The organism is Streptomyces sp. CNP082 (assembly GCF_059570535.1).
Genome location: NZ_JCANSZ010000144.1, coordinates 1 through 1,538, shown reverse-complemented (window position 1 = coordinate 1,538; position 1,538 = coordinate 1). Strand labels below are relative to the sequence as shown.

Below are 1,538 nucleotides of genomic sequence, written 5' to 3'. Positions count from 1 at the left end.
TCCCTGACGGCTGTCCAGCTCCGCAACCAGCTCACCACCGCCACCGCACTGCGCCTCCCCGCAACCCTGATCTTCGACCACCCCACCCCCGAGGCCCTCACCCGCCACCTCCTCGGCCGGCTCCTCGACACGGGCCCCGCCAGCACCCGCGCCCTGGCCACCCGCACCGTCACCGACGACGACCCCATCGCGATCGTCTCGATGGCCTGCCGCTACCCCGGCGAGGTCCGCTCCGCGGACGACCTGTGGCGGCTGGTCGCCGAGGGCACGGACGCGGTCTCGGGGTTCCCGGTCAATCGCGGCTGGGACCTCGACAACCTCTACGACCCGGACCCGGACGCGACGGGCAAGACGTACACCCGCCACGGCGCCTTCCTGCACGACGCCGACAGGTTCGACGCGGACTTCTTCCACATGAACCCGCGCGAGGCCCTGGCCACCGACCCCCAGCAGCGGCTGCTGCTGGAAACCGCCTGGGAAGCCTTCGAACAGGCCGGCATCGACCCGACCAGCCTGCGGGACAGCAACACCGGCGTGTTCACCGGCGTCATCTACGCCGATTACGGCCCCCGGCTGATGCACCGGACCCCGGAGGGCTTCGAGGGCTACCTCGGCAACGGCAGCGCCGCGAGCGTGGCGTCCGGTCGTGTGGCGTACACCTTCGGCCTCGAAGGTCCGGCCATGACCATCGACACCGCCTGCTCGTCATCCCTCGTGGGCATGCACCTCGCCGCGCAAGCGCTGCGCAACGGCGAGTGCGACCTCGCCCTCGCCGGCGGCGTCACCGTGATGTCCACCCCCTCCGCGTTCCTTGAGTTCTCACGCCAGCGCGGCTTGGCCGCCGACGGTCGCTGCAAGCCCTTCGCCGACGCCGCCGACGGCACCGGCTGGGGCGAGGGCGCCGGTCTGGTGCTCCTGGAACGCCTCTCCGACGCCCAGCGCAACGGACACCACGTCCTCGCCATCCTGCGCGGGTCGGCCGTCAACCAGGACGGTGCGTCGAACGGCCTCACCGCACCGAACGGGCCGTCGCAGCAGCGTGTGATCGAGCAGGCCCTGGTCAACGCCGGGCTGAGCGCGGGTCAGGTCGATGCGGTCGAGGCACACGGTACGGGTACGACGCTGGGCGACCCGATCGAAGCGCAGGCACTGCTCGCCACGTACGGCCAGGCGCACACCGAAGCGAATCCGCTGTGGCTGGGCTCCATCAAGTCCAACATCGGCCACACCCAGGCCGCGGCCGGCGTCGCCGGCGTCATCAAGATGGTCGAAGCCCTCCGCCACGGGCACCTCCCCCGAACTCTCCACGTGGATGAACCCTCCAGCCACGTGGAGTGGGACACCGGCCACGTCGCCCTGCTCACCGAGGTGCAGCAGTGGCCGGAGACGGGTGAGCCGCGGCGCGCGGGGGTTTCGTCGTTCGGGATCAGCGGCACCAACGCGCACGTGATCCTGGAAGCCGGCCCGGAGCAGTCTGCGGAAGCCGAGTCGAAGACCGAGCCCTCGCCGGTCGCGGTGCCGGTGGTGGTCTCGGCCCG

Annotated in this window: 1 protein-coding gene; it reads left to right on the top strand. The window is 71.5% G+C overall.

What is annotated here, in order from left to right; all coding sequences use genetic code 11:
- A partial coding sequence (locus B124_RS36995) for a type I polyketide synthase (RefSeq protein WP_496507407.1) occupies positions 1 to 1,538 on the top strand: 1,538 nt, incomplete at both ends.